Annotated in this window: 20 protein-coding genes and 1 riboswitch; of the genes, 8 read left to right on the top strand and 12 right to left on the bottom strand. The window is 70.3% G+C overall.

Going from position 1 to position 25,983, the window contains the following annotated elements; genetic code table 11:
- Positions 1 to 33 precede the first annotated feature (33 nt).
- On the bottom strand, positions 34 to 1,155 hold the full coding sequence (locus tag ACIOHC_RS17535) for an NAD(+)/NADH kinase (RefSeq protein WP_351076420.1): 1,122 nt from the start codon (positions 1,153 to 1,155) through the stop codon (positions 34 to 36).
- 269 nt (positions 1,156 to 1,424) lie between these two features.
- Here ACIOHC_RS17535 and ACIOHC_RS17530 point away from each other — a divergent pair, with 269 nt between their 5' ends.
- Positions 1,425 to 2,315, top strand: coding sequence for an alkaline phosphatase family protein (locus ACIOHC_RS17530; protein ID WP_351076423.1), 891 nt, complete (start codon positions 1,425 to 1,427; stop codon positions 2,313 to 2,315).
- A gap of 156 nt (positions 2,316 to 2,471) precedes the next feature.
- Here the strand turns inward: ACIOHC_RS17530 and ACIOHC_RS17525 are convergent, their stop codons facing one another.
- Positions 2,472 to 3,869: an APC family permease gene (locus ACIOHC_RS17525; protein ID WP_351076425.1), complete on the bottom strand. Its 1,398-nt coding sequence runs from the start codon at positions 3,867 to 3,869 to the stop codon at positions 2,472 to 2,474.
- 338 nt (positions 3,870 to 4,207) lie between these two features.
- Here ACIOHC_RS17525 and ACIOHC_RS17520 point away from each other — a divergent pair, with 338 nt between their 5' ends.
- Both ACIOHC_RS17520 and ACIOHC_RS17515 read left to right on the top strand, forming a co-directional pair.
- The gene (locus tag ACIOHC_RS17520; protein WP_351076427.1) at positions 4,208 to 4,525 is read left to right on the top strand and encodes a hypothetical protein; all 318 of its coding nucleotides are present in this window, start codon (positions 4,208 to 4,210) and stop codon (positions 4,523 to 4,525) included.
- Between the two features lie 109 nt (positions 4,526 to 4,634).
- Complete coding sequence (locus tag ACIOHC_RS17515; RefSeq protein WP_351076430.1) at positions 4,635 to 5,285, top strand: DUF2461 family protein; 651 nt, start codon at positions 4,635 to 4,637, stop codon at positions 5,283 to 5,285.
- Positions 5,286 to 5,420: 135 nt separating this feature from the next.
- Here ACIOHC_RS17515 and ACIOHC_RS17510 read toward each other — a convergent pair whose 3' ends face one another.
- On the bottom strand, positions 5,421 to 6,152 hold the full coding sequence (locus ACIOHC_RS17510) for a transglycosylase SLT domain-containing protein (protein WP_401843118.1): 732 nt from the start codon (positions 6,150 to 6,152) through the stop codon (positions 5,421 to 5,423).
- A 4-nt stretch (positions 6,153 to 6,156) separates the two neighbouring features.
- Positions 6,157 to 6,344, bottom strand: a riboswitch (cyclic di-AMP (ydaO/yuaA leader).
- Between the two features lie 674 nt (positions 6,345 to 7,018).
- Between ACIOHC_RS17510 and ACIOHC_RS17505 the strand changes: the two genes are divergently transcribed.
- The gene (locus tag ACIOHC_RS17505; RefSeq protein ID WP_365690162.1) at positions 7,019 to 8,680 is read left to right on the top strand and encodes an ATP-binding cassette domain-containing protein; all 1,662 of its coding nucleotides are present in this window, start codon (positions 7,019 to 7,021) and stop codon (positions 8,678 to 8,680) included.
- Between the two features lie 79 nt (positions 8,681 to 8,759).
- Here the strand turns inward: ACIOHC_RS17505 and ACIOHC_RS17500 are convergent, their stop codons facing one another.
- The 3 genes from ACIOHC_RS17500 to ACIOHC_RS17490 all read right to left on the bottom strand — a co-directional run bounded on the left by ACIOHC_RS17500 (position 8,760) and on the right by ACIOHC_RS17490 (position 12,065).
- On the bottom strand, positions 8,760 to 9,425 hold the full coding sequence (locus ACIOHC_RS17500) for a DUF305 domain-containing protein (RefSeq protein ID WP_351076438.1): 666 nt from the start codon (positions 9,423 to 9,425) through the stop codon (positions 8,760 to 8,762).
- Positions 9,426 to 9,525: 100 nt separating this feature from the next.
- On the bottom strand, positions 9,526 to 9,945 hold the full coding sequence (locus tag ACIOHC_RS17495) for a hypothetical protein (RefSeq protein ID WP_351076440.1): 420 nt from the start codon (positions 9,943 to 9,945) through the stop codon (positions 9,526 to 9,528).
- Between the two features lie 146 nt (positions 9,946 to 10,091).
- Entirely contained in the window at positions 10,092 to 12,065 is a 1,974-nt protein-coding gene (locus ACIOHC_RS17490; RefSeq protein ID WP_401843115.1) for a heavy metal translocating P-type ATPase, read from the bottom strand.
- Between the two features lie 103 nt (positions 12,066 to 12,168).
- On the opposite strand from ACIOHC_RS17490, the gene ACIOHC_RS17485 reads away from it, so the two are divergent.
- Positions 12,169 to 12,561 (top strand): metalloregulator ArsR/SmtB family transcription factor, encoded by a 393-nt coding sequence (locus ACIOHC_RS17485; RefSeq protein WP_351076446.1) that lies wholly within the window; start codon positions 12,169 to 12,171, stop codon positions 12,559 to 12,561.
- A 117-nt stretch (positions 12,562 to 12,678) separates the two neighbouring features.
- On the opposite strand, the gene ACIOHC_RS17480 is transcribed toward ACIOHC_RS17485, so the two are convergent.
- On the bottom strand, positions 12,679 to 13,518 hold the full coding sequence (locus tag ACIOHC_RS17480; RefSeq protein WP_365690159.1) for an alpha/beta fold hydrolase: 840 nt from the start codon (positions 13,516 to 13,518) through the stop codon (positions 12,679 to 12,681).
- 57 nt (positions 13,519 to 13,575) lie between these two features.
- Here ACIOHC_RS17480 and ACIOHC_RS17475 point away from each other — a divergent pair, with 57 nt between their 5' ends.
- The 3 genes from ACIOHC_RS17475 to glpK all read left to right on the top strand — a co-directional run bounded on the left by ACIOHC_RS17475 (position 13,576) and on the right by glpK (position 16,669).
- Positions 13,576 to 14,049: a MarR family transcriptional regulator gene (locus ACIOHC_RS17475; protein WP_351076452.1), complete on the top strand. Its 474-nt coding sequence runs from the start codon at positions 13,576 to 13,578 to the stop codon at positions 14,047 to 14,049.
- Positions 14,050 to 14,260: 211 nt separating this feature from the next.
- Positions 14,261 to 15,106 (top strand): MIP/aquaporin family protein, encoded by an 846-nt coding sequence (locus ACIOHC_RS17470; RefSeq protein WP_351076454.1) that lies wholly within the window; start codon positions 14,261 to 14,263, stop codon positions 15,104 to 15,106.
- Positions 15,107 to 15,151: 45 nt separating this feature from the next.
- A complete protein-coding gene (gene glpK, locus ACIOHC_RS17465; protein WP_351076457.1) occupies positions 15,152 to 16,669 on the top strand; it encodes a glycerol kinase GlpK in 1,518 nt (505 codons plus the stop codon).
- A gap of 61 nt (positions 16,670 to 16,730) precedes the next feature.
- On the opposite strand, the gene ACIOHC_RS17460 is transcribed toward glpK, so the two are convergent.
- Genes ACIOHC_RS17460 through ACIOHC_RS17440 form a run of 5 tightly spaced genes read right to left on the bottom strand, consistent with a single transcriptional unit; the run spans position 16,731 to position 25,948 of the window.
- On the bottom strand, positions 16,731 to 19,004 hold the full coding sequence (locus ACIOHC_RS17460) for a M20/M25/M40 family metallo-hydrolase (RefSeq protein ID WP_351076460.1): 2,274 nt from the start codon (positions 19,002 to 19,004) through the stop codon (positions 16,731 to 16,733).
- Positions 19,001 to 20,755 carry a non-ribosomal peptide synthetase gene (locus tag ACIOHC_RS17455; RefSeq protein ID WP_351076463.1) on the bottom strand — a complete coding sequence of 585 codons (1,755 nt, stop codon included), beginning with the start codon at positions 20,753 to 20,755 and terminating at the stop codon, positions 19,001 to 19,003. Before ACIOHC_RS17455 ends, ACIOHC_RS17460 begins: the two co-directional genes overlap by 4 nt.
- Complete coding sequence (locus ACIOHC_RS17450; protein WP_401843111.1) at positions 20,752 to 24,051, bottom strand: amino acid adenylation domain-containing protein; 3,300 nt, start codon at positions 24,049 to 24,051, stop codon at positions 20,752 to 20,754. Before ACIOHC_RS17450 ends, ACIOHC_RS17455 begins: the two co-directional genes overlap by 4 nt.
- Positions 24,048 to 24,863 (bottom strand): class I SAM-dependent methyltransferase, encoded by an 816-nt coding sequence (locus ACIOHC_RS17445; protein ID WP_351076468.1) that lies wholly within the window; start codon positions 24,861 to 24,863, stop codon positions 24,048 to 24,050. Before ACIOHC_RS17445 ends, ACIOHC_RS17450 begins: the two co-directional genes overlap by 4 nt.
- 11 nt (positions 24,864 to 24,874) lie before the next feature.
- Positions 24,875 to 25,948, bottom strand: coding sequence for an ornithine cyclodeaminase family protein (locus ACIOHC_RS17440; RefSeq protein WP_389637027.1), 1,074 nt, complete (start codon positions 25,946 to 25,948; stop codon positions 24,875 to 24,877).
- Positions 25,949 to 25,983 lie beyond the last annotated feature (35 nt).

The following is a 25,983-nucleotide window of genomic DNA, read 5'->3' as shown; positions in this document are numbered from 1 at the left end:
CGGGGTGTCGGGCCCCTCGTCCGGATGTCGGGTCTACTCGTGCGATTCTTCAGCCGGTGGCCCTTCTCCGCCAGGCCGGCCGTCCGCGGCGTCCCCCCTGTCCGCCAGGGAGAGATGGAGATGGGCCAGGTCGTGCGGGACGGGCCCGTCGTGACGGAAGAGGGGCGGGCTCTCCCCGTCGGCGGCCGTCGCCGGGGCGTCCGTGAGGCGCAGACGTGTGCGCAGTCGCCCGTAGAAGTCGTGCGGACCGAGCCTGATGACGCGCAGACGACGCGGTGCCGCGTACACCCCGAGCCAGTCTCCGGCGTGCAGTACGCCTCGCAGCTGACCGTCGATCGTGACCGCGCCCTGCCCGGAATGGGCCAGGACCCGCACCGCGACCGGTTCGTCCGGGGCGACGACGACGGTGCGGTTGAAGGTCATGTGGGGTGCGACGGGTGTGAAGAGGACGGCGTCCATGCGGGGTGAGACCACCGGGCCGCCCGCGGCGAAGCTGTAGGCGGTCGACCCGGTGGGCGTCGCCATGATCACGGCGTCGGCCGAGTACGAGGCGAGGAGCCGACCGCCGATGTAGACGCCGAGACCCACCTGCCGGTCGCGCGCCAGTTTCTCGACGACGACGTCGTTCAGAGCCGTGACGTCCAGCGCCACGCCCCAGCCCTCCGCCGCGGCCTCGGCCTCCCGGTCCACCTGGGGAGGCGGCAGCATCGGGCGCCGTCCGTAACCCATCAGGGCATCGATGTCCTTGGGCACTTCGAGTACGCGGGAGGCCCGCATCGTCAGCGTCATGCGTTCCTCGACATCGGCCCGCCCGTGGTGGACGGCATCGAGCGCCCGGACGACGTCGGCGGCCGGCACCTCGGTCAGGAAGCCGACCCGGCCCAGGTCGATCCCGAGGACGGCGGCACGGTTCTTGGCCGCGATCCGGGCACCGCGCAGAAATGTCCCGTCGCCACCGAGCGTCACGATGAGATCGGGATTGCCCGCGACATCCGCCTCCTCACGGCCGCCGCGCCGACGTGCGTCGTCACGCCACACGTCGATCTCCATGCACGGAATGCCTTCGCCCGCGCACCAGCCGCGTACGACGTGCTCCGTGGCGACGGCCTCGGGGCGGCCCCGGTGGACAACGACTCCCACCCGCTCGACACTCATCCCGCTCCGACTCCCCGTGTTCCGACGATGTGGCGACGTCCTGGTCCCACCTTGACCGTTCAGGGGTGCGCCTGCTCGGTCGCCGGGCCGACGGGGCGGTCCCCGGTCAGGCGATCGGACCCCGGAGCGGTCTGCCCGCCGCGAGGGCAGACTGGTGGGGAAGGGGTCGTCCGCTCTTCATCTACGCGACGCGGCCGAGTCCACCCGGTGACCCCCAGGTTGCGGCGCCCCACACGGCGCGTGCTCGTCACTTCTGTCCGGAGCAGGCCATGAGCGCAGTCCAGGCGTCCAGGCGCGGTCGACGTTCCCTCATCGCGCCGGCCGGGGCCGTGGCCCTCGCCGTCGCCTCGATCGGCCTCTGGGCCATCACCGGTTCCACGGCACGGGCCGCCGCGCTCCCGGCCCCCGATCATGTCGTGGTCGTGGTGATGGAGAACCACGCCTACACCCAGGTGATCGGCAGCTCCAGCGCCCCGTACATCAACAACACGCTCAAGGCGGGTGGTGCGAACCTCACCCGGTCCTTCGGGCTCACCCACCCCAGCGAGCCGAACTACTACATGCTGTTCTCGGGCTCCGGTCAGGGCCGCACCGACGACAGTTGTGTGGGCGTCGGTTCCCTGTCCGCCCCCGATCTCGCGTCCGAGCTGATCGCCGCGGGAAAGACCTGGGCCAGCTACAACGAGACGCTTCCCAGCCAGGGTTCGACCGTCTGCAGCAGCGGCGACTACGCCCAGCAGCACAACCCCTGGTTCGGGTTCGCCAATGTGCCGACCAGCACCGCGAAGACCATGACTCAGTTCCCGGCCGACTTCACGAACCTGCCGAAGGTGTCGTTCGTCGTGCCGAACCTGTGCAACGACATGCACGACTGCTCGGTGGCCACCGGCGACGCCTGGCTCAGGAACGAGCTGGGTGCCTATGCCGCCTGGGCCAAGACGCACAACAGCCTTCTGGTCGTCACGTTCGACGAGGACGACGAGCTGTCGGGGAACCGTATCCCCACCGTCCTCTACGGAGAACACGTCATCCCCGGCAGCTCCAGCGGTGCCACCTACAACCACTACGACGTCCTGCGCACCCTGGAGGACCTGGCCGGGCTGACGACACACGCCGGCCACGCGGCCTCGGCATCCGACATCACCGGTATCTGGAACTGACAGCGGTGTGTGCCGCGGACCCCCGCGGCGCCGAAACCGGCGTGCCCGGCACCGGGCACGCCGGCTGATGACGTCCGCCGTCACCCCGGGCTGCCCGGGGTCACGTCTCGGCGGCCGGAGCGGGAACACGATCCCCGCCCCCGTCGTCCGGTGTGGTCAGGACTGCACGTCCTCCGGAATGCTGACCAGCCATCGGGTCTCCCCGCGGGGGCGCAGGTACAGCACCCAGTAGAGCGTGGCGACCGCCGTGATCCCGCCGGTCCACAGCAGGTACTCGGTCTCCTGCTGGGCCAGGATGTACGCGAGCACGGCGATGAGCAGCACGGGGATCGCGGGCCACAGCGGCATGCGCCAGGCCGGCGCCTCACGGTGCGCGCCGCGGCGGCAGAGCAGGGCGGCGACCGCGACCAGCAGATACATGCCGGTGACGGAGACACCGGTGACGCCGTACAGGGTGTCGAGGTTGACGAAGCAGAGCGCCGCTCCGGGAACGCCGACGACCAGGGTCGCCACCCACGGGGAGCCGAACCGGCCGAGGCGGGACAGCGCGGCGTTGACCGGCTCGGGCCAGGCCTTGTCGCGGGCGGAGGCGAACAGGACCCGTGAGTTCTGGATGACCATGACGATGCCCGCGTTGATGATCGCGAGAGCGACGCAGAGGCTGACGAACGTGCCGACGGCCGAGTTGGACCAGGCGGCGACCATGGTGTTCAAGTCCCCGGAGGTCAGGGCCGCGAGGTCCGGGGCGCCGAGCGTGATGGCGACGACCGGGACGAGGATGACCGCCGTGGAGATGGCGAGCGTGGCGAGCACGGTACGGGCGACGTTGCGCCGCGGGTTCTCCAGTTCCTCCGAGAGGTAGACGGCCGTGGAGAAGCCCTGGGTGATGAAGAGCGCGATCGCGAGCCCGGAGACCACCATCATCGCGGTGACCGTGGAAGTCGTTCCGCTCGACGAGGCGACCGACCCGTGCACCAGCGCGGAGGCCCCACGCTCGGAGTGCGCGAACCCGAGAACGGCGACGACGCCCGCCGCGATCACCTCCAGGACGAGGAAGATCCCGGTGATCCACGCGTTGGCGCGCAGGTCGAGGAGACCGGCGAGGGTGGCGAGCACCATGACGCCCGCACCAGCGGCGGGGGCCGGAATGTGCACGACGGGGGCGAGGTAGTCGGCCGTTCCCATGGCGATGACCGGGGGCACGATCATCACGACCAACAGGGAGAGCACGAAGACGAGCCACCCGGCCAGCCGTCCCGCCATGGTCGACACCATGGCGTACTCGCCGCCCGCGCTCGGAATGAGGGTGCCGAGCTCCGAGTAGCAGAAGGCGACCGCGATACAGAGCAGTGAGCCGATGGCGATGGTGAGGGCGGTGTATGTGCCGAGGCTGGAGAACAGGTCCGGAACGACCACGAAGAGGGTCGAGGCGGGCGTCACGCAGGACAGCGTGAGCAGTGTCCCGCCCACGACGCCGATGGAACGCTTGAGCTTCTGGGGGGTGGGGCCGGTCGCCGGCGCGAGCGCCTGGGGAGCGCTGAGCGTTTCGGTCATCGTGCGATTCCGATCAACAGGTGCGGTGTCTGAGCACGGGAGCGGTATCGCCTCCAGACGAGGACGTGGTGAGTGGTTTCATCGCTCCCAGCGCGACATGCAATCCTGACGAGTTCCGCAGGTCAAGAGCTGTTCACCTTCGGAATTCGTTGTTTCGGAAGCAGGATCCGACTGTTTGGCGTTAAGAGTGCGTCAATCTGTTGGGGATCGGCGGGTACGGGAACCGCAGCCGGATCCCGGGGAAAGTTTTGCCCGTTCCGCATTCCGGAAGGGTGGGGCGCCGCGAAGCCGGGCTGCCGCGGGTCGCGCATCCACCGCCTTGGTGCCAGCCTGGATACATGGCTTGGGCGTCATGGACGACTCGCGGTGTGTTCTCCGGGCACGGTGGCGTGCTCACGGAAGAGGTCGGCATCCTGTCCGGGGATCTGACTGTTCACACGACCTGGGCCGATGACACGGCCCAGGTGACTGTGCAGTACACAGGGGCGATCGACTGGTTCACCATGTCGGGCAGTCCGGTGCCGTGCTGCTCGGAGGATGACAGCCGGCGTTTGCACGACGCAGTGGTGCGGTCCGTTCGGGAGGGGGAGGCGGCCACGGTTCCCAGACCGCCGCCCCGGCGTTCGGAACGGCCCACGCAGAGCGCCCAGGAGTGACGGTCACCGGCCGACGTACCGACGCCGCGGGACGGCCCTTGGGACGTGTCTTCGAAACTGTGGTCTGCCGTGCGACGCCAGTCCAAAGGCACGTTCTAGGATCCTCCGCATGAGCAGAGCGTTCAGCGGCTGGACAGAGCAGGCATTCGAGCTGCTGCTGCAGTTGGAGGGTGCGCCTTCGCGGGAAGCGCGCGAGAAACTCCGGAAGGACCGGGAACGCCTCGTCCGGCAGCCCATGATCGCGTTGCTGAACGAGGTGGCGGACGCGGACCGGGCGTACGAGGACTTCTCCGTCTGGGGTTTCCGCAAGGATCCGTGGTGGTGGCAGCATCAAGCGGCGGAGATCCGGATCGCGCGCAATGTCCGGATCGGCCTGCGCTTCGATCTCGACGGGCTCCGGATCAAAGGTGGCTGGGACTATCCGGATCCGGGGCAGATCCCGTTGTTCCGTACGGCAGTTGCCGCGCGGGAGAGCGGACCGGAGCTGGTGCGCGCCGTCGAGGCCCTGGAGGCGCGAGGGTACGAGATCACCGGTGACGTCATGCAGCGCGTACCGCGTGGTCACGACGCCGGTCATCCGCGGGCCGCTCTCCTTCGGCACCGCTCGGTATCCGCCGCCCGCCCCCTCGGCGGGGACTGCGCGCAGCACACGGCTGCGCTGGTCGACTCCGTGCTCGTGGCGGCGGAGGAATTGGCACCCCTGCTGTCCTGGCTCGCCCGCCACGTGACCGTTCCGGGCCCCTGTCGCCCTGTCACCTGACGTCGCCGCCGCGTGCGGCTCCGGCCGACGAACCGCCGAAAGGCGGTCCCTGACCGGTGGGTGATCCGTTGCCGGGAGAAGTCCCGGCCTCTCGCCACCCGTCGGTCCTGAACCGCCTTTCGGTGCCGCTGTGCGTCAGTACGCCCCGAAGACGTTGTCGATCGAACCGTACTTGTCGGCGGCGTAGTTGCACGCTGCGGTGATGTTGGCGACCGGGTCGTAGCTGTCCATGGACGTGCCGGGCACGTGGTAGGCACGGAACGTCGGGTCGATGATCTGCAGAAGGCCCTTGGAGGGCGTTCCCTTGGCGGCGTTCGAGTCCCAGTTGTTGATGGCCAGCGGGTTGCCGGAGGACTCACGCATGATGTTGCGGTGGATGCTGTCGTAGCCGCCGGGGATGCCGTGCTGGGCCATGACGGCCAGCGCCTCCCTGATCCAGCCGTCCAGATTGTTCGCGTACGTCGCGGGCTTTGCCGCCGGGGTGGTCGCGGCCGATGCAGCGGCGGTCTTCACGGTGGTCGCGGCGGGGGTGGCTGCCCCGATTGTCAGCGTCATGCCCGGGACAATCAGTCCGGGATTGTCGCCGACGACCTCTCGATTGTCCGCGTACAGCTTCTGCCAGCCACCGCTGAGGGAATGCGCCTTCGCGATCTTGGAAAGGGTGTCGCCGGCGATCACGGAATACGTTGCGGGCGCAGCCTTCTGTACGGAGATTTCCTTGGCGGTGGCGGCCTGCGCCGGCGCGGCGGAGGCGAAGCCGGCACCCACCAGCGGAAGTACGAGGGCGACTCCGCCGGTGGCCGCGGCGATGAAACCGCGGGTCAGCGAAGTGGACTTGCGACGATCGTGCTTACCCGTTATGGACATGCTGAATTCCTCTCCGTCGCCTGCGAGGTGAGCTGTCGGGTTCGGACTGGAGATGTCCGGCCGCACGCGAATGCGACTTCACCCCGAGCCGTTCCGGATACCGGACCGGCGGCTTACCTGGGTCCCCCGCTCCTGCCGTACACGAGATGGGTCGGATTCTCGGACGGCGGCAGGATTTGGCGTTCCGTCCGGATTGACGGTGACCGTAGGCGAGAAACACCGAAAGGAACAAGTCCCCATTTCTGGATCACATTTCATTTACAAGATCGATCAATGGAATTCGCAGTAATCCACCTCACACCGCGCGGCTGAATTTCCTTGCACAGAAGGGCAGCGCACCGGTCACCGAGACCTTCGAACCCTTGAACGTGACTCGCACCACGAAGTCACAAAAGGGACATTTCTTTTTGTATCTAAATGGCGCGACAGGTAGAGAAAGCCCCTTTATTGACGAAGTTATTAATTTTGGGCAAATCGGTCATATAGCGACATTCGTCTGTTGACTCGAAGGGGCTTCGCTCCTGCACACCGCTCGGCGGACCGACCACGTCCGAAACGGCTCCGTCGCCTCGGGGCTTTGCCTTTCGTCCTGCGGCTCGTTATCGTTCCAAACGGCCCTGTTGTCTCCGATAGAGGTGGACGTTGCGCATCTGAGGTTCGCGAACATCGCGCCGTACGGCTCATGCCGTACGCCCGTCACGCAGTAGCAGTGCCTTCCCCTGCCCGTGACCCCGCGTGGATGCGACCTCGGTGCCTCAGCCGTCCTTCGACCTTCCGGACCGCCGCACCCTCCTTCTCGGCACGGTCGCTGCGTGGTGCTCGCATACGAAGCCCCCTTCACCACGCTTGCGACTGCGAGGATCATCATGGCGACACCCACTGCCCCCAGCGCTTCGCTCACCTGCTCCGCTCTGTCGTTCCAGTGGCCGGACGGCACGACCGTCCTCGACGGCCTCTCGCTCAGCATCGGCCGGGGCCGTACCGGACTCGTCGGTACCAATGGCGCGGGCAAGTCCACCCTGCTGCGACTGCTGGCCGGCCGGCTGCGTCCCTCCCAGGGCTCGGTGGCGGTCGGCGGCAGCCTCGCCTACCTGCCGCAGAACATCACCCTCGACACGACGCTGCGTGTGGACGCGGCCCTCGGCATCGCCGAGCGGCGCGACGCGCTGCGCGCCATCGAAGCCGGGGACGTGGACGAGAGGCACTTCGAGACGATCGGCGACGACTGGGACGTCGAGGAACGGGCCGTGGCGACCCTGGGCTCCCTGGGACTCGGCAGCATCGGACTGGACCGCACCGTGGCCCAGCTGTCCGGGGGCGAGACCGTTCTCCTGCGCCTGGCCGCGCTTCTGCTGGAACGTCCCGATGTCCTTCTGCTGGACGAGCCCACCAACAACCTCGATGTGCTCGCTCGGCGCAGGCTCTACGAGGCCGTCGACAACTGGCGCTCCGGCGTGCTGGTCGTGGTCAGCCACGACCTCGAACTGCTGGAGCGCGTCGACCGCATCGCCGAACTCCGTTCCGGTTCCGTGAACTGGTACGGCGGTGGCTGGTCGGCCTACCAGGAAGCCCTGAGCATCGAGCAGGAGGCCGCCGGAAGGATGTTGCGCGCCGCGGAGGCGGATGTACGCCGCCAGAAGCGCGAGCTGGAGGAGACCGAGGTGAAGCTGGCCCGACGCCGGCGTCAGGGCAGGAAGACGGAGGCCGACGGGGGGCTCCCGAAGATCCTCGCCGGCCGCCGGAAGCGGTCCGCGCAGGAGTCCGCGGGAAGGCTTCGCGGCCTCCAGGAGGATCGGCTCAGCGAGGCGCGCGACCGCCATGAGGAAGCCGCGGACGCGATCCGTGACGATGCCGAGATCCGTGTGAGCCTCCCCCGCACCGCTGTTCCCGCCGGCCGCACCGTGCTGAGCCTGCACGAACTGCGCCCCCGGTTCGGCAGGCTGCAGCAGGGCGACCTCCATGTGCACGGGCCCGAGCGGATCGCACTCGTCGGGCGCAATGGTGCCGGCAAGACGACACTGATGCGCACCCTCACCGGCGAGCTCGCTCCGCTGTCCGGCGAGGCCAGGACACACGTACCACTGCGATTCCTTCCGCAGCGGCTGGATGTGCTGGACGACGAGCTCAGCGTCGCGGCGAACGTGGCCCGGATGGCTCCCGGAGTCACCGACAACCACATCCGCTCCCAGCTGGCACGCTTCCTGTTCCAGGGCAAGCGCGCGGAACAGCCGGCGGGCACACTCTCCGGCGGAGAGCGTTTCCGTGCCGCGCTCGCCGCGGCGATGCTCGCCGCACCGGCCCCGCAGCTGCTGATGCTGGACGAGCCGACCAACAACCTCGACATCGCCAGCGTGCGGCAGTTGACCGGCGCACTTGCGTCCTACGAGGGTGCGTTGCTGATCGCGAGCCACGACCTGCCGTTCCTCGAATCGGTCGGCATCACCCGCTGGCTGGTCCTCGGGGAGGAGCTCCAGGACACCACCGCGGAGGAGGTGGGAGACCTGCTCGCGGCGCCGGAAGCGGGCTGAGCGGTCAGGTGGCTCCGAGGAACACGCACGGAAGGGGGTGCGGGCCGCGTGAGGCCGAGGCCCGCACCCCCGGCAGGGGTCAGAGCCTGGCGATGATCTTGTTCATCTTCTCGATCTCGGCCGTCTGGGCGGTGATGACGGCATCGGCGAGCTTCTTCGCGTCGGCGTTGGCGCCCTTCTTGCGCTCGGTCTCGGCCATGGTGACCGCGCCCTCGTGATGGCCGATCATGAGCCGGGCGAACTTCTTGTCGAAGTCCTTGCCCTTGGCTGCCTCAAGGCCGCTCATGTCCTGGTCGGACATCATCCCGGGCATTCCGGAGCCGTTCGAGCCATGGTCCATGCCGGGCATGTCACCCATTGAGGCAGAGGCCGCGGGCAGCGGCTTGCCCCAGGACCTCAGCCAGCCCTTCATGGTGCTGATCTCGGGGTCCTGGGCCTTCTCGATCGCTGCTGCCAGTGTCTTGATCTCCGGGTCGGCGGCGCGGCCGTCGGCCAGCTTCGCCATCTCGACGGCCTGCTGGTGATGCGGGATCATCTGCTGCGCGAACTCCACGTCCGCAGCGTTGAACGTACCGCCGGGAGCGGCCGACGCGGCGGAGCCGTGGTCCATGCCGGGCATGGACGAGCTGTCGGACTTGGAGCTTTCGGAGGAGCCACAGGCCGCCAGCGCCAGAGCGAGCGCGGCGACGGTGCCGACGCCCACGAGCGTGCGGCGACGGGTGGCGATGGGCGAAGAAACGGACATCACACGTTCTTTCCAGGTGGATTGCGCCACGTCGATGGCGCGCGAAAGGGACAGGCCAATCCCGCCGTCCGGCCGGACGGCCGGGAACGGCGAACGCCTGTCACGTCCGCGCGACGCACACCTGGAGCAGTAGATCCCTGCCGGCGAACGGCGGCCCCCGCCGTGCCGGTCCGCGCACCTCCGTACGCCGTCTCGCGGGCATCGACAGGGCCAGGACCACCAGGCCCAGCGCCATGAGCAGCGGCAGCAGCCGGTCGCGCGCATGGGTGAATACGCACGACTCACCGCTCGTCCCCGGCGTGACGGCTGCAGCGTGCGCCGGGCCGTGCTCGTCCGGCACGGCCGTGTGGGCTGCACTCGTCGTCATCGACATGCGCATGTCCGAGCCCGCCGCCGGGTCGCCGTGACAGCCCTCGGCGGCGCTCGCCGGGGACCCGTGCATGAGGAACAGACCGCACAGGACGGCACACAGCACGAGCAGCCGGGACGCCCCCGGTGTGCGCGCACGTCTGCGGTCCACGGCTGCCTCGCATGCTCGGTCGTACGGGTTCTGCGGTACGAGCCCGACGATACCCCCAGAGGGTTTCCCCGTCCTGTCGTACCCCGTCCTCTCGCGGCCTTGTCGGCTTACGGCGGGCCCTCGGCCACGCGCGGGCGCGGGACGGCTCACTCGACGCTTCGGGCGCGCCTCCATGCGGCGTCGCGCAGCAGGCGCAGTCCGTTGAGGCCGACGATGACGGTGGAGCCCTCGTGACCGGCGACGCCGAGTGGCAGGGGCAGCGTACCGATCAGGTCCCAGAGGACGAGGCCGGTGATGAAGACGGCGGCGATCACGAGGTTCTGCACCACGAGACGGCGGCAGCGGCGCGAGAGCGCCACGACGGTGGGGATGGTGGTGAGTTCGTCGCGGACGACGACGGCGTCGGCGGTCTCCAGCGCGAGGTCGGAGCCGGCCCTGCCCATGGCGATGCCGGTGTGGGCGGCGGCGAGTGCGGGGGCGTCGTTGACGCCGTCCCCGACCACGAGGACCTTCCGGCCGGCGCGCTCCATCTCCTTGACGGCGTGCACCTTGTCCTGGGGCAGCAATCCGGCCCGGACGTCGTCGATCCCCACCTCGCCGCCCAGGTGCGCGGCAGCACGCGGATTGTCGCCGGTCACCAGCACCGGTGCGCTGCCGGTGAGGAGGGTGAGGCGGGTGACGGTGTCCTGGGCGTCGGTGCGCAGTCTGTCGGCGATGCCCAGAACGCCGACGGGTGTGCCGTCGAGGACGACCAGCGCGGCGGTGCGGCCCTCTTCCTCCAACCGCGCGGCGAGCTCGGCGGCCGCGTGGTCGGTGCGGCCGTTCAGCAGACGGGCGGGGCTGCCGACGGCGACCGTGCGGCCCTCCACGGTGGCGGTGACGCCGGTGCCGGGGGCAGAGGTGAAGCCCGCCGCGGAAGGCAGGACAAGACCTCGTGTGCGGGCGGCATCGACGACGGCCCGCGCCAGCGGGTGTTCGCTGGGGTGCTCGGCCGCTGCCGCGAAGGCGAGCAGGGTGTCCGCGGTCAGGCCGGAGGCGGACAGGGGCCGGATGTCGGTGACGCGCGGGGTGCCCTCGGTCAGGGTGCCGGTCTTGTCGAGGGCCACGGCGTCGATCTGCCCGAGCCGCTCCATGACGACGGCGGATTTGATCAGCACACCGTGTCGCCCGGCGTTGGCGATCGCGGACAGCAGCGGCGGCATGGTGGCCAGGACCACGGCGCACGGCGACGCCACGATCATGAAGGTCATCGCACGCAGCAGTGTCGGCTGCAGCGCCGCGCCGAAGGCGAGGGGCAGGGTGAACAGGGCGACGGTGGCCGCCACCATGCCGATCGAGTACCGCTGCTCGACCTTCTCGATGAACAGCTGGGTGGGGGCCTTCGTCCCGGAGGCCTCCTCCACCATGGCGACGATCCGGGCGATCACCGAATCGGACGGATCGCGCTCCACCGTGACCCGAAGCGCCCCGGTGCCGTTCAGCGTGCCGGCGAAGACCTCGTCGCCCCGCTCCTTGGCCACCGGCAGCGGTTCGCCGGTGATGGTTGCCTGGTCCACCTCGCCGGCCCCGTCGAGGACCCGGCCGTCGGCGCCCACACGTTCACCGGGACGTACCAGGATCACGTCCCCGACCCGCAACTGCTCCGTGAGCACCGCTTCCTCGGCGCCGCCGTCGCCGAGGCGGGTCGCAGTGGCGGGTGCGAGGTCGAGGAGGCCGCGCACCGAGTCGGCGGTGCGTGCGGTGGCGAACGCCTCCAGAGCGCCCGAGGTGGCGAAGATGACGATCAGCAGAGCGCCGTCCAGTACCTGGCCGATCGCCGCAGCCCCGAGGGCTGCGACCACCATCAGCAGGTCCACGTCCAACGTCTTGTCCCTGAGGGCCTTCAACCCCTCCCAGCCGGGCTCCCAGCCGCCCGCGACGTAGGTGAGCGCGTACAGCGGGCCCCACGTCCACCACGGGACACCGAACAGGTGCAAGGGCAGCGCCGACAGGAACAGCACCAGGGCGGCCGCGGCCCAGCGTGCCTCCGGCAGGGCCAGGATCCGGGTGCGCCGTCCGGCCGCGACCGCGTCCCGGACCGGGCCGGCGGGCGCGGCCGGGCGGGTGAGGGTGGAAGACATGGGCGGTGATCCTTCGGGCGAGAAGGCGGAATGGTTCGACCTCCGCACCATACAGGATTACATGAACACACATTCATGTATGCACCTCCGTAGGATGTAGGGCATGGGCCACGGAGTTGACGCGAGTACTGCTGCCACCGCGCGCGAGCGCCTCGACGCCGTGGGGGCCGCCGACGTGGCGACCACCCTGCAGGCCCTTGCCACCCCGTCCCGCCTCCGCATCCTCGCCCGGCTCCAGGAGGGGCCGTGCCCGGCGACGGAGCTCGCCGACGCGGTCGGGATGGAGCAGTCAGCCTGCTCGCACCAGTTGCGGCTGCTGCGCAATCTCGGACTGGTCACCGGGGAGCGGCGCGGCCGCTCGGTGATCTACGCGCTGTACGACAACCATGTCGCGGAACTCCTCGACCAGGCCCTCTTCCACGTCGAGCACCTGCGCCTGGGCCTGCACGACGTCCCGGCCCAGGAGGCCGGGGGCAAGGTGACCGCCGCCCGCTGAACCTGCACTCGCCGCAGGTCGGGCCGATTCCGCACCCGCCACCGGGCGCGTCACCCCGCGGTGCTTCCCGACCGTGTGACGTGCGCCCGGCGAAGCCCCTCGGCCGGGACGTCATGGTCACCCGCCCTCGCTCCCCCGAGCGATGACGGACTCCAGGAATCCCCCGAGGATCTCGTCGAAGGCCTCCGGTCGTTCCATGTTGGGGTAGTGCGCGGCGCCCTCGACGGTTGCGGCCCGCCCGTCGGCGACTGTCCGCACGAGGCGCTGGGGCATACCGATGTGGTCGTCCGAATCGATGCCGCCAATGATGGCCAGTACCGGGATCGTGATCCTCCCCGCCCGTGCCCAGGTGTCCGGCACGGGCACGCGCCAGTCCGGTTCGTCGCCGGTGTGCTTGGCGACCGTCCGCGCGGTCATCTCGCGCAGGCGGCGAACGACGGTGGGGTCGACGTCGCCGAGCGTGCGGTGCGGGCCGGCGACGAAGAGCATGGAGGCGTCGATCCAGCCCTCGACGTCACCGGCGGCCAGGGCGCGGACCTGGTCGGCGAGGACCCCCTTGGACCAGGGGTCCTGGAACTCGGGCTCGCTCGTTCCGGCACCACTGACGACCAACGCGCGCACCAGATCGGGGTGTTCGAGCGCGGTGTCGACCGCGGTCGCCGCACCCATGGACACCCCGACGAGGATCGCGGGACCGGCATCGAGGTGGCGCAGCAGTGCGGCCAGGTCGTCCGTGTGACGGAACGGCCCACCCGCGTTGGACGATGCGCCGTGTCCACGGGCGTCCGGCACGACCACCCGGTGGCGCCGTGCGAGAACCGGCACCTGGTCGTCCCACATGCCGTGGTCGAGGAAGCCGGCATGCAGCAGCACCAGCAACGGACCCGCCCCGGTGTCCCGGTAGCGGAGGAGGCCGTCCTCGGCCTCGTAGGAGAGAAGGTCTGGGGTGGCAGTCATGACAACCAAGGTGTCATCTGTTTCCTACATTGGCAACCCAGGTGTCATGATGGCCGGGTGACCGACAGCGACCCGCCCCTGGCACCCGACGATCTCGCCCGGCGACTGACGGAGGTGTTCGCTCTCGTCGGCCCGCTGTACAGACGGGTGCAGCGCAAGGTGGAAGAGGCCGCGCCGATCGAAGGCCTCTCCGTCGGCGTGCGCGCCGTCCTGGATCTGTTGCGCGAGCACGGGCCCATGACGGTCCCGCAGATGGGGCGCGCACAGGCGCTGAGCCGGCAGTTCGTGCAGCGCATGGTCAACGACGCCGCAGCGGGGCGGCTGGTCGAGGTCGTCCCGAACCCCGCCCACCAGAGATCGTCGCTGATCCGGCTGACCGATGGCGGCAGGGCGGCGATCGACGCCGCCCTCGCCCGCGAACAGGACCTGCTGCGCCGGGTGGACGGGAACCTGACCGACGCCGACGTGACGGCGTGCGTTCGGGTGCTCAGCAGGATGCTCGATCTCTTCGACGACGTCGACGTGGACTGAGTCGCCGCCCGGTTGCCCGTGAGCAGCCGGTTCTCGATACGGGTGGCCGTGGCGGGAAGCGGGCGTCGGCGACGCACGTGAAGCAAACGCGCGTCAGGTGTCGGTCCACCGACGGGCTTCCGTCACCGAGTGCGGAACCAATTCGCCGCGTCTACGCTCATACGTGGATCCATGCCGCCAACTGTCGTGGCGCGAGAGGAAGCGAGATCCCATGGAGCGGCTCAAGGCATCGGGACTCGCCGGGGAACTCTCGGCGGAGTTCCTCGGCACGATGGTGCTGATCCTCTTCGGCTGTGGTGTCGTGGCCCAGGTCGTCGCGGGCGGTGCGCTCACCGACCCGCCGGGAGGCCTCGGGAATCACGACAGCATCGCCTGGGCGTGGGGCCTCGGAGTCACCCTGGGTGTCTACGTGGCGGCCAGACTGAGCGGAGCGCATCTCAACCCCGCTGTCACGCTTTCGCTCGCCGCTTTCAAGGACTTCCCCTGGAAGAAAGTGGCTCCCTACACGCTCGCTCAACTCGTGGGGGCCTTCATCGGGGCGCTGCTGGTGCGTTGGAACTACACCGAGGCTCTGGCCAAGGCGGACCCGGGACACACGATCAAGACGCAATTCGTCTTCTCGACGCTGCCCGCCAACGGAAATACCGCGTTACCGGTCCACGAGTGGGGAGCGCTGCGGGACCAGGTCATCGGCACCGCCATTCTCATACTGCTGATCTTCGCGGTCACGGATCTGCTCAACACACCGCCGGGCGCCAACATCAGCCCGTTCATCGTGGGCCTCATCGTGGTGGCCATCGGCATGGCGTGGGGCACCAATGCCGGATACGCGATCAATCCGGCGCGCGACCTCGGACCCCGGTTCGCGAGCTTCCTCACCGGCTACGGAGGGGCGTGGCGGGACCAGTACGGAAACCTCTACTTCTGGGTGCCGATCGTGGGCCCGCTCGTGGGCGGCTTGATCGGCGCGTTCGTCTACAAGGCGCTCATCGGCCGCTTCCTGCCGGGCGCGGAACCGGAGCCGGAGGGCAGTATCCCCACGCCGCCGGAGAAGTGACGCCCGGTTCTTTCATCGGGCGCGACTCAGGAGAGGCAGCATGCCATGGCCGACTTCATCGGCGCGGTGGATCAAGGCACCACCAGCAGCCGCTTCATGATCTTCGATCACGGCGGAAACGAAGTGGCCAAGCACCAGTTGGAGCACGAGCAGATCCTGCCCCGCCCCGGCTGGGTGGAACACGACCCGGTGGAGATCTGGGAGCGCACCAACTCGGTGATGCAGAACGCCCTGCGCACCGGAGGTCTCGGTGCCACCGATCTCGACGCCATCGGGATCACCAACCAGCGCGAGACCACCGTCGTGTGGGACCCCCGCACCGGTCGTCCGTACTGCAACGCCATCGTCTGGCAGGACACCCGGACCGACTCGATCGCCAAGGCCCTGGAGAACGAGGGGCATGGCGAGGTCATCCGGCGCAAGTCGGGGCTGCCTCCGGCCACGTACTTCTCCGGCGGGAAGATCAAGTGGATCCTCGACAACGTCGACGGGGTGCGCGAGGCCGCGGAGCGGGGCCGCGCGGTGTTCGGGAACACGGACTGCTGGGTGCTGTGGAATCTCACCGGCGGTCCCGACGGCGGCATCCACGCGACCGACGTGACCAATGCGAGCCGTACGATGCTGATGGATCTGGAGACGCTCGACTGGGACGACGAACTGCTGGGCATCTTCGGCATCCCCAGAGCGATGCTGCCGGTGATCAACCCGTCCTCCGACGCCGAGGCGTACGGCCGCACGCGTACCTCCCGGCCCTTGCGGGCGGCGATCCCGATCACCGGGGTGCTCGGCGACCAGCAGGCGGCCACCGTGGGTCAGGTGTGCTTCGAGCCCGGCGAGGCGAAGAACACCTACGGCACCGGCAATTTCCTCGTGCTCAACACCGGCACGAAACCGATCCGGTCGCGGCACGGGCTGCTCACCACCGTCGCCTACCGGTTCGGGCCTAAGCCGGCCGTCTACGCCCTGGAGGGGTCCATCGCCGTCACGGGGTCCGCCGTGCAGTGGCTGCGCGACCAGATGAAGATCATCACCGAGGCCGCGGAGAGCGAGTGGCTCGCCCGGACGGTCGAGGACAGCGGCGGGATGTACTTCGTGCCCGCGTTCTCGGGCCTCTTCGCCCCGTACTGGCGCTCGGACGCCCGCGGTGCCATCGTCGGCCTCGCCCGCTACAACACCAACGCCCATCTGGCACGGGCCACTCTGGAGGCCATCTGCTATCAGAGCCGCGACGTGGTGGAGGCGATGGAGCGGGACTCCGGTGTCCATCTCGACGTGCTCAAGGTCGACGGCGGGGTCACGGCCAACGACCTGTGCATGCAGATCCAGGCGGACGTCCTCGGGGTGCAGGTCAGCCGCCCGGTCGTCGCCGAGACGACCGCGCTGGGAGCCGCGTACGCGGCGGGTCTCGCCACCGGTTTCTGGCGCGACGAGGGAGAGTTGCGGGAGCACTGGCAGGAGTCCAAGCGCTGGGAGCCGCAGTGGAACGACGAGCGGCGCGCCGAGGGGTACGCGGGCTGGAAGAGGGCGGTCGAGCGCACCCTCGACTGGGTCACCGTGGGCTGACGTCAGGCATCCGACGACCGTACGGGCGCGCTGCAGAGCACGCCCGTACGGTCCGGGCCGGTCAGGCCCCGGTACGCAGTCCCGCCAGCATCTGGTAGACGGTTTCGGTGCCCTGGCGCAGGGCCTCGACGCCGATGTGCTCGTCGGTGCCGTGCATGCGCTTGAGCATGTCCCGGTTCACGGTGAACGGGTACATGCCGTAGACGGGTACATTCTGCTCCCGGAACGGCACCGCGCTGGTGACCGCCTCGAACTGGCAGGCGGTGGCCCGTACTCCGGGATGCGTCCGGCGTACGGCTGTCCGCCAGGCGCGGAAGACGTCCGTGTCGTAGCTGGAGTCGGGCACCGCGAGATAGCCGCGCAGCCGGTCCAGAGCCTCCTGCTCGCTCTCACCGGGGTTGCCGACCACGGTCAGCGTCGCCCGGTTGCCGATCAGCGAGCGCAGTTCGGCGACGACACGGCCGGGGTCGTCGGCCCCGGGCAGGAACGCCGCCCGGAATTCCGCCGTCGCCGTGCCCGGCACGATGCTCGGGTAGTAGCCGGACTGCGCGGAGGTGAAGGCGAGCGTGGTCCGCAGCATCGCGTTGTGCAGTTCCGGGGTGTCGCTGAGCCGTACCACCGCTTCGCCGGCCCGGTCCCGTCGCTGTTCCGTACGGGCATCGAGCATCTCGCGCACCGCTTCGGCGAGCGGCCGGTCGGTGGTGGCCTCGGCGAGTTCGGCGAAGTACTGCCGGGACAGTGCGTTGGGACGGATGTGGGCGCGCCAGTCCCCCAGTTGCTCCAGCACCTCGCCGAGCCGGATCACGGCCTGTCCGGTGAACGGTTTGGACGTGTGGGTGGCGTACGAGGAGGTCTCCACGCGCAGCAGCAGGGAGCGTTTGTCGTTGCAGGTGAGCGAGGCGATCATGGGGGTCCGGCCGTCGCGTTGGTTGAGCACCCAGCCGCCCTCGGTGACGACCGCGCTCGCCTCGATCCTGCCGGGGTGCTCCGCGAGGAACCAGCGCACCCCGTAGGGTCCCTGTTCCTCGTCGCAGTCGGACCAGAGAACGATGTCGCGGTCGAAGGCCGCGCCTTCGCGCACATGACGCAGCAGAGCGGCGACGAAGGCGGCGTTGACGCCCTTCATGTCGAGGGAGCCGCGGCCGTACAGCATGCCGTCCCGGATGTCTCCGGCGAAGGGGTCCGTCGTCCACTTGTCGCCGATGGCGGGGACGACGTCGCAGTGGCCGAGGAGGACCAGCGGCTTCTTCCGGGTCGGTCCGCCGGCCGGTACGCGGGCGAAGAAGTGGACGTTGCCCTCCTTCGGGGTGGGCACGATCTCGGTGCCGACCCCGGCCGCGCGGAAGATGTCCTGGAGCATCCGGGCGAACGGCAGGGTGAGTGCGCCGTCTCCGGGGTTGCTGGTGTTCTGCCGGATCATCGCCACCGCGAGGCCCACGGGGTCGGTGGGATCCCCGTCGAAGGAGACGCCGCCCCCCGCTGCCGGCACGGACGCCGATGCCCTGGGTGATCCCGACGCCATCGCGCCGAGCCCCAGCATCGTGCCCGCGACGGCCGTCGCACCGGCGCCGAGCACGGAGCGGCGTGAGGGCCGGGTCGTGGGAAGACCGTCCAGACAGGCGGATATGACCGCTGCCGGGTTCTCCTGGTGGGCGTAGTGACCTCCCTCGACGGACCGCGCGGTGCACCCGGCACGCGTCCAGTCGGCCCAGCGTCGTACGGTGACTTCGGGCACGTGCGGGTCGTCGGTGGCCCACACCGCGCGCAACTCGACGTGCGGTACGGGAGTCCGGCCGCCGTCGTAGCCCGCGGCCAGCCGCAGATCGGCGACGACGGGCGGCAGCAGCACCTCCTCGAAGTCTGGATCCGCCAGCAGCTCCGGGTCGGTCAGTCCGGTCCCGGTGACGAAGGCGCGGGCGTCCTCCACCGTCACCTCGCCGCCGTCGCCGTGGAAGTCGCCGGGACACTGTCCGGCCACCGCGCACAGCCGCGCGACCGGCACTCCGGCGTCGAGCAGCCGGCAGCACGTCTCGTACGCCAGCAGCGCGCCGAGGCTCACACCGATCAGCACCAGTCGCCGCCCGCCCCGCGACGCACGCACCTCGGCCGCCACCGCATCGGCGTAGGCGGCCATGTCGGTGACGGGTTCCTCGTCGACCCGCGTGCCGCGGCCCGGCGGTGTGATCAACGCGATTGCGGTGTCCTCGGGCAATCGGCCCCGCCAGCTCGCGAACGTCGAACCGTGGGCGCCGGTGGGTGCGAAGCAGACGACGAGAGTGCCGTCCCGGCCCGACGGCGGCTCTTCGCCCGTCATGTTCAGCCATGGCACGTTCATGCCTGTTCCTCCTGCTGGATCTCGCGGCACAGCGCAGCGATCGCGGTGACGGTGGGTGCGCCGAGGATGCGGCGCAGGGGGACGCGTCGGCCCGCCGTGCTCGCCAGCCGGTTGGCGAGCCGTACGGCGAGCAGGGAGTGGCCTCCGGCGTCGAAGAAGTTCTGGTCCGCCGAGGCCGGTGGGGCGCCGAGCAGTTCCTGCCAGAGTGCGGCGACAACTGCTTCGGTGGCGTCGGACGGGGCGAATCCGGCCGTCCGTTCCCGCCCGACATTCTTCACGAGTGTGCGCAGGGCGGTGCGGTCGAGCTTGCCGTTGGTGGTCAGCGGGAGCCGGGCGAGCTGCTGGATACGGGCGGGAAGCATGTAGTCGGGGAGCCGGTCGCGCAGGTAGCCGCGCAGTGCGGCGGGGGCAGTCTGCTCGTCGGCCGTGAAGCAGGCGACGATGCGTGTCTCGCCCCCCTCGATCTCCGTGTACGCCCCCGCGTCGCTGACGTCCGGCGCCTTGCGCAGGGTGGCCTCGATCTCCTCCAGCTCGACGCGGTAGCCCCGTACCTTGATCTGATTGTCGGTGCGTCCGGTCATCTCCAGTACGGCATCAGGGAGTTGACGGCCGCGGTCCCCCGTGCGGTAGTGAAGGACGCCGTCGTCGTCCGTGGTGAAGCGGTCCTCGCCGTCACCGCCGAGATAGCCGAGGGCGAGCGGCGGACCGGAGACCCACACCTCACCCGTCACACCGGGCGGCAGCCGTCGGCCGAGCCGGTCGCGGACCGAGAGCACGGCACCCGCCACGGGGCTGCCGACGGGGACGCGTTCGGCGTCCGCGGGCAGGAGGGCGGTGTCGTACGCGGCGACGTTGGAGGCGGTCTCGGTCATGCCGTACAGATTCAGGAGCGTGGCGTCGGGCCAGACCTCGCGAAAGCGCAGGACCGTGTCCACCGGCAGGGTGTCGGCGCCACTGGTGACCAGTACGGGCCGGTGTCCGCCGGGGCGTTTCGCGCTCTCCTCCAGCAACCCGGCGATCAGCTGCGGGGTCAGGAAGAGATGGGTGATCCGCTCCTGCTCGACGGCGGCCGCGAACAGCACCGGGTCGAGGAGCTCATCGGTGCCGAGCACGACGGACGGGACGCCTTTGAGCAGCCCGCCGAGCAGTTCCCACGGCGAGGCGACCAGAGCCAGTGACTTCTGGACGGCCAGCACCGAGCCCTCGGGGAACGGATGGTCCTGCCACATCCACTCCAGCCGCCCGCGGACCGAACGCCTGCTGATGCGTACGCCCTTGGGGTTGCCGGTCGTCCCGGACGTGTAGACGACATGGAACAGCGCGTCCTCGTCGGGCTCCTGCTCGGGGCCCTGGTGCAGCGGTCCCTCCGTGAGGGGCGCGAGCGTGACGCGGGGGGCGTCCAGCGTCGGGAACTGGTCGAGGCCGGGCTCGGCCAGCACACAGTGCGGTCCTGTCTCCTCGACCATCCGGCGCTGTCGTCGTACGGGTATCGCGGGGTCGAGCCCGAGATAGGCGGCGCCCGTCTTCAGTACGGCGAGGACCCCGGCGACGGCTGCCGGGCCGCGCTGGGCGGCGAGTGCCACCAGCGTGCCGGGGCCGGTGCCCCTGGCGGCGAGCCGGGCGGCCAGTCGGCCGCTCCACTCGTCGAGTTCGCGGTAGGTGAGGCTGGTGCCGGTATGGCGCAGGGCCACGGCCCGGGGGTGGGCCGCCACCTGCTCGGCGAAGCGTTCCAGCAGGGTCGGCGTCGTCATCGGTGATCGTCTCCGGGCAGCAGATCGAGGGAACGGATGGTGGTGTGCCCCGCGCGCTCCGGGTCGGTCAGGGCCCGCAGCGCGATCAGCGTGGATTCCAGTACGTTGCGGGCGGCCGGGGCGTCGAGCAGTTCCTGCTGGTACGCGTACTGCAGCAGCAGTCGGCCGGGGCCGTGCGGCTGGACGTACAGCGCGCAGTCGTACTTGGTGTAGCCGGTGTCCAGCTCGACGAAGCGGAAGGCGACGCCCGCCGCCGCGGTGGCGCGGGCCGGGTACGGCAGCATGTTGAGCATGGTCTGGAAGACCGGTGTCGCCGAGGAGCTGCGCGAGGCGGCCGGAAGCCGTCGCAGTGTCCAGCCGAAGGGGTGCTCCGCCGCGGCGTAGGCGTCGTACACCGTCTCCCGCACCTGCGCGGTGAACTCCGTCAGGGTCGTTGCCGGTTCGACGCGCAGGCGCAGCGGCAGCATGGCGAGCACGAACGCCGGGACCTCGGCAGCTTCCGGCCGATCCCGGCCCGCCATCGGCGCGCCGACGATCACCTCGTCGGCATCACCGTAGTAGCTCAGGGCCAGTGCGTAGGCGGCCAGCAACGGCACGAACGCGGTCGCGGAGGCGGACAGCGCGGTGTCCCGCAGCCGCCGGGACAGCTGCTCGTCGAGGACCGTCTCGGCGATCGCGCCCCGGTAGGTGGGGGTGGCGGGCCGCTGCTTCTGCGCGATCTGCAGTGCCGGGAGATCGCCCGCGAGCCGGCGCAGCCAGTACTCCCCCGCCTCGGCGACCTCCTCGGTGGCGAGGCGCCCCTCCAGGTGGTCGAGATAGCGGTCGTACCGGGTGGCGCGCTCCGGGTCGGGTTGTGGCGGCTGCTGTTCGTACAGTCCGGCGAGCCGTTGGAAGAGCACGGTCGCGCCCCAGCCGTCGAGGAGCAGTTCATGCATGGTGACGAGCAGCCGGTGCTGTCCGCCCGGCAGTCGGAACAGCGCGGTGCGCAGGGCGGGTTCGGCGAGGAGGTCGAAGGGCCTTGCCGCTTCCTCGGCCGCCACCGCGCGAAACCCTTCGGGGGTGATGTCCCGGGCCTGTACGGGCAGCGGTACGTCCCAGTGCGGGTAGCGGTGCACCACTTCCTGCCCGCCCGCTCCGTCGGTCTCGGCGAACCGGGCGAGGAGCAGCGGGTTCTCGGCCAGCAGCAGGTGCCAGGCCCGTGCCAGCCGTGTCACGTCCAGCGGCCCGTCCAGTTCCAGGGAGCCCTGGTAGCTGTAGTAGGGGCTGAGCGGGTCGAGGCGCCAGTGGAAGTACACCCCGGCCTGCTGCGGGGTGAGCGGCCGGGTCCGGGGGGCGCCCGGGGCCCGCTCAGGTCGGACGTCGGCGGCCCGCCCAGGTCGGTGGCCGCCGAGCCCGGCGAGTGCGGCGGGGCTGCCGTCGCGCAGCACGTCGCGCAGGCCGGCCACCGACCCCTTCGCACGCAGCGCCGCGACGAGCCGCATGGCGAGCAGCGAGTCACCTCCCAGCTCCAGGAACGCATCGTCCCGGCCGACGCGCCCGGTGCCGAGGAGTTCGGCGATCAGGGCCGCGACGGCGGTCTCCGCCTCGCCGCGCGGTGCCGTGTACGGACGGCTGTCGGGGCGGGTACGGCGCGGTGGTGCGGGGAGCGCCTTGTAGTCCGTCTTGCCGTTCCGGGTGAGCGGGAGCCGGGGCAGGACGACGAAGGTCTGCGGGACCATCGGCGCAGGGAGCCGTTCGGCGAGATGGGCGCGGAGTGCCTCCTCTGCCACCTCGTCCCCGGTGGCGGTGACGTACGCGACGAGCCGCGGCGGCTGTGCAGCGGCGGGGGCGTGGGCGCTCTCGCGGGCGACGAGGGCTCCCGCGTCCTCGGGGGTGTGGAGGGTGACGGCGCAGGCGGCGATGCCGGGATGGCCGCCGAGGACCGCTTCGATCTCGGCGAGCTCCATGCGCACGCCGCCGAGCTTCACCTGCCGGTCGACCCGGCCCAGGTACTCCAGCTCGCCGTCCGGCAGTACGCGGACGGCGTCCCCGGTGCGATAGAGGCGCCCCTCGCGGTCGTCGAAGGGGTCGGCGAAGAAGGCGAGGGCGGTGCGCTCCGGATCACCGAGGTAGCCGCGGCCCACGACGAGTCCTCCGACGAACAGTTCCCCGGTCTCCCCGTGCGCGCAGGCGTGCCACTCCCCTTCCTCGGCACGCAGCACGTACAGTTCGGCGTTCCCGATGGGCGAGCCGATCGGGAGGTGGCGGATCCCGGCGGCCGGTGAGCCGAGCACGGCATGGGTGACATCGTCCGAACACTCGGTGGGGCCGTAGGCGTTGAGCAGTCCGATGCCGGGCATGGCGTCGTGCCACCGTCCGGCGAGAGCGGGCGGCAGCTCCTCACCGGTGGCGATCATCCAGCGCAGCGCACCGGGCCTCGTGCCCGAACCCTCATGGGCGTCGAGCAGGAAGCGGATCAGAGTGGGTACGGTTTCCAGCACCGTTGTTCCGCGGCTGCGCAGCCCTTCCAGCAGCAGCGCGCCGTCCCGTGCCTGTTCGTCGCCGAAGACCTGGACGCGGCCGCCGACGAGCAGGGGGGCGAGCATCTGCCAGACGGAGATGTCGAAGCCCAGGGGCGCGGTCTGTGCCAGCCGGTCGTCCGCGGTCAGCCCGAGGTCGTCGATCTTGGCCCACAGATGGTTGAGCATCCCCTGGTGTTCGACGATCGCGGCCTTGGGGCGGCCGGTCGACCCCGACGTGTAGAGGACGTAGCGCACCTCGTCAAGTGCGAGCGGGGCGGTCCGGGTGTACGGGGGGTCCGTCGGTCTCGGTGCCGCGGTGGGGACTTCGGCCGCCCGCGCTCCCTTGACCAGTTCGCCGCTGTCCGCCGGTCCGCCGGTGGTCAGCAGCAGGACGGCGCCGCTGTCGGTGAGCAGGGACTCGACGCGGCCGGCGGGCCAACCGGCGTCCACCGGCAGATAGACGGCGCCCAGCAGCTCCAGCGCGAGAAAGGCGGTGATGACGTCGCCGCCGCGTCGGCCGCCGACCGCGACGATCTGTCCGGCCGCGACCCCGGCGGCGGCCAACTGTGCGGCGGTGCGGTGCATGCGGTCCGCCACCTCGGCGTAGCTCAGGGAGTCTTCGCCGTCGTCGATCGCTGTGCGGCCCGGGTGCGTGGCCGCATGCCGGTCGACGTACGCGTGGACTCCTTCGCGCAGCTCGTACGGCTCGCTGCGGGTCAACGCCGCGGCAAGGGCCCGCTCCCGCGCCCCTTCGGCCAGCGGAAGCTTCGGGTAGTGCTCGGGCAGGCCGGTCACCGGGCCCCCTCCTTCTCCGCTACGACGAGCAGATACTCGACGGGCACGCCCGTGCCCCGGTCGTCGGTGGTGTGGAAGCCCTCGGTCATCTCGACCATCTCCGCCCTCAGTTCCTTCCAGCGCGAGGGCGGCGAGATGGTGTTCTTCGCCGCGATGCAGGGCCCGAAGCAGTCCTCGAAGAAGGTGACCAGGTCCTCGGCCGCACCGAACGGGTAGAAGAGTTCGCGGCGTTCGGACGTGATCGTGAAACCGGGGCCGAGCAGTTCGGCGAGATGGTCCGGCGAGCCCCACAGCATGGGCTGGCCCTGGTGGCCGTTGGGCGAGGGGAAGTAGGCCGAGAGGATCTCCTGGAAGTGCGCGGTCCAGCTGCGTGCCGTCCAGTTGCACATGCCGATCCGGCCGCCGGGCCGAAGCACTCGGGCCATCTCGCCGGCGGCCGCGGCGTGGTCCGGTGCGAACTGGATCCCGTAGGTGGACGTCACCAGGTCGAACGCAGCGTCGGGGAAGGGGAGCTCCTGTGCGTCGCCGCGGTGCAGCTCCACCTCGACACCGGCCTTCGAGAACCGCTCTCGCGCATCGGGGAAGAACTCGTCGGTCAGGTCCAGCCCGATGACGACACAGCCGCGCAGAGCGGACAGCAGTGCGACGTTGCCGTTCCCGGTGGCGACGTCGAGATGACGGGTGCCCGGTGCGGGGGCGAGCCGGTCGACCAGCTCCTCGGCGCCGGGCCGCAGCAGATCGGCGACATGCCGGTACTCGCCGTACGACCACATGGTGCGGTTGATCTCCTGGACGTTCTGATCGATCGTCATACGGATCCCCCTCAGAGAGTGAGCCGGGAGCCCAGACCGGCGGCTTCGGCGCGGGCACGGATGCGGTCGGCGACGGCGACGTCGAGGATCGACATACCGAACGGGTTGCTGATCACGATCTCGTCCGGGTCCCGTCGGCCCGGGTGCCGGCCGGCCAGCACATCGCCGAGCGTGCCGTCGACGCGACGGGCGCCGGGTCGCGCGGTGACGCCTTCTCGCGGGGTGCCGTCGGGTCCGAGCAGGGTGCCCGCCCGGTGCATCCGGCCCAGCAGTCGGCGCGGGTCGTCACGGACCAGGCTCCAGTCGTCGACGATCACCGCGCCGGCCGAGAGCACGGCCGCCTCGGTGAGGTCGTCCAGCGAGACGTGGCAGACGAGTGCTCCCGGCCGCAGCCAGTCGGGCTCGATGTATCCCTGTGTCACCGTCGTGACGGGCACCACGAGTTCGGCGTCACGCACTGCTGCCCGTGGACCGTCGGCGAGCACCGTCTCGATGCCGTCGGCTCCGGGGAGCGACGCGATGTACTCGGCGACGGACTTCGCACGGTCGGGTGCCACGTCGTACAGGGCTATTCGGCGCAGCGAGGGCACGGTGCGCAGCAGCAGTGGGACATGCGCCTGTGCGAGGGCGCCGCAGCCGAGGAGAGCCAACTGCCGCGGTTGCGGAACGGCCAGGTGGCGTACGGCGAGCGCGGTCACCGCCGCGGTCCGCATCGCGCTGATGTACGCGGCCTCCATCAACGCGAGGGGGCGGGCGGTCTCCGGGTCCAGGAGCACGGTGAAACCCTGGGAACGCGGTATGCCGCGGCCCGGGTTGCCCAGCGAGGCGTTGATGGTCTTCATGCCGATGACCGGTGGCCTGCCGACCTCCGTCAGGGCCCCGGGCATGGCCAGCAGCCGGGCCGAGTCGCCCTGCGGGGTGGTCCAGCCGAGGTACGCCTCCTCGGGCAGGACGGACTGGCCGGCGGAGTGCAGCCTGAGCGCATCGGCCACCGCCGACTCGATGTCCACGTCGCGGGCCGCCTCGATGACGTCCGCACGGGTCAGATAGCGGAAGTGGTTGTCGGGGTACAGCTCGAAGTCCATGGCGTTCGGGGCTCCTTGACGAGAAAATCGTGGGT

The sequence above is a fragment of the Streptomyces sp. NPDC088252 genome (genome assembly GCF_044740965.1).
In the GTDB taxonomy this organism is placed as follows: domain Bacteria; phylum Actinomycetota; class Actinomycetes; order Streptomycetales; family Streptomycetaceae; genus Streptomyces.
Note: the sequence above shows the minus strand (reverse complement) of the source record. Positions and strands in the feature narration are given on the sequence as shown.

What these genes read in the sequence shown, in the direction of transcription:
- ACIOHC_RS17510 (WP_401843118.1), bottom strand. Translation starts at nt 6,152, where the DNA reads ATGTCCATAACGGGTAAGCACGATCGTCGCAAGTCCACTTCGCTGACC.
- ACIOHC_RS17440 (WP_389637027.1), bottom strand. Translation starts at nt 25,948, where the DNA reads ATGGACTTCGAGCTGTACCCCGACAACCACTTCCGCTATCTGACCCGT.
- ACIOHC_RS17480 (WP_365690159.1), bottom strand. Translation starts at nt 13,518, where the DNA reads ATGACTGCCACCCCAGACCTTCTCTCCTACGAGGCCGAGGACGGCCTC.
- glpK (WP_351076457.1), top strand. Translation starts at nt 15,152, where the DNA reads ATGGCCGACTTCATCGGCGCGGTGGATCAAGGCACCACCAGCAGCCGC.
- ACIOHC_RS17455 (WP_351076463.1), bottom strand. Translation starts at nt 20,755, where the DNA reads ATGACGACGCCGACCCTGCTGGAACGCTTCGCCGAGCAGGTGGCGGCC.
- ACIOHC_RS17470 (WP_351076454.1), top strand. Translation starts at nt 14,261, where the DNA reads ATGGAGCGGCTCAAGGCATCGGGACTCGCCGGGGAACTCTCGGCGGAG.
- ACIOHC_RS17445 (WP_351076468.1), bottom strand. Translation starts at nt 24,863, where the DNA reads ATGACGATCGATCAGAACGTCCAGGAGATCAACCGCACCATGTGGTCG.
- ACIOHC_RS17535 (WP_351076420.1), bottom strand. Translation starts at nt 1,155, where the DNA reads ATGAGTGTCGAGCGGGTGGGAGTCGTTGTCCACCGGGGCCGCCCCGAG.
- ACIOHC_RS17525 (WP_351076425.1), bottom strand. Translation starts at nt 3,869, where the DNA reads ATGACCGAAACGCTCAGCGCTCCCCAGGCGCTCGCGCCGGCGACCGGC.
- ACIOHC_RS17505 (WP_365690162.1), top strand. Translation starts at nt 7,019, where the DNA reads ATGGCGACACCCACTGCCCCCAGCGCTTCGCTCACCTGCTCCGCTCTG.
- ACIOHC_RS17490 (WP_401843115.1), bottom strand. Translation starts at nt 12,065, where the DNA reads ATGTCTTCCACCCTCACCCGCCCGGCCGCGCCCGCCGGCCCGGTCCGG.
- ACIOHC_RS17515 (WP_351076430.1), top strand. Translation starts at nt 4,635, where the DNA reads ATGAGCAGAGCGTTCAGCGGCTGGACAGAGCAGGCATTCGAGCTGCTG.
- ACIOHC_RS17485 (WP_351076446.1), top strand. Translation starts at nt 12,169, where the DNA reads ATGGGCCACGGAGTTGACGCGAGTACTGCTGCCACCGCGCGCGAGCGC.
- ACIOHC_RS17500 (WP_351076438.1), bottom strand. Translation starts at nt 9,425, where the DNA reads ATGTCCGTTTCTTCGCCCATCGCCACCCGTCGCCGCACGCTCGTGGGC.
- ACIOHC_RS17530 (WP_351076423.1), top strand. Translation starts at nt 1,425, where the DNA reads ATGAGCGCAGTCCAGGCGTCCAGGCGCGGTCGACGTTCCCTCATCGCG.
- ACIOHC_RS17520 (WP_351076427.1), top strand. Translation starts at nt 4,208, where the DNA reads ATGGCTTGGGCGTCATGGACGACTCGCGGTGTGTTCTCCGGGCACGGT.
- ACIOHC_RS17460 (WP_351076460.1), bottom strand. Translation starts at nt 19,004, where the DNA reads ATGAACGTGCCATGGCTGAACATGACGGGCGAAGAGCCGCCGTCGGGC.